Raw genomic sequence first — 675 nt, 5'->3', positions numbered from 1 at the left:
AATTATCCTTTATACTCGATGATGATCCGCTTATTCACTGCTCATTTAAGTTCTTTTAATGATAATCCCTCATTTTCCGCTCTTTCACACAAAGCTTCTAATTCTTGGTCTCTTGCAAATCGTAATGGAATAAATTGCTGCATTGTTAGTTTTGAATTTTTTACCTTTGTTTCCTTTTACAACTTATCTGAACTTGCGGTCTGTCTCCTCGATAGGAACGTTATTTCCAAAAAGAGGTTTAATATTTAAATATCCGAGTAATTTTTGGATTTGCCCTAACTATTTCTAAAACGCTTATGGATATTGTTGTGCTTATAAGTGCCGGCCTCACTGAACTCAATCAACTCCATGGACAACGCTAGATAACGTCGAGCAAACAGGTTGGCAAAATGCCCCTTGATTGCCTCGAATAGTTCATCACAGATCTTCTTCTTATCCACATCCGACCGGCCCGATCCGATTTTCAAAACAGTATGAAYAAATGCATCATTTTCTGCACCGTCTGCTACTCGATAATCCTGAAGTTCAATAGCTCTTGAACGAATCCCTCCAGTCGGAAAAATATCGCTACGGCTGATTAAAACACTATTTACTTTTTTGAGTAAATTCGGAATGTCTGCTTCTTTCTTTATATTATCGGTATATTCAACAATAACATGTGGCATGTTCTCATCC

The 675-nt window shown here is 37.2% G+C and carries 1 protein-coding gene and 1 pseudogene; both read right to left on the bottom strand.

Going from position 1 to position 675, the window contains the following annotated elements; all coding sequences use genetic code 11:
- Positions 1-41: 41 nt before the first annotated feature.
- A pseudogene (locus AC1DUW_RS31590) lies at positions 42-149 on the bottom strand (DUF6526 family protein); the annotation flags it as partial.
- A 126-nt stretch (positions 150-275) separates the two neighbouring features.
- Positions 276-665: a 5-carboxymethyl-2-hydroxymuconate Delta-isomerase gene (locus AC1DUW_RS31585; RefSeq protein WP_477644545.1), complete on the bottom strand. Its 390-nt coding sequence runs from the start codon at positions 663-665 to the stop codon at positions 276-278.
- Positions 666-675: the final 10 nt, after the last annotated feature.

The organism is Peribacillus sp. P4_C12 (assembly GCF_056402095.1).
The sequence above is the reverse complement of the archived record's forward strand: the minus strand, read 5'-3'. Positions and strand labels throughout refer to the sequence as shown.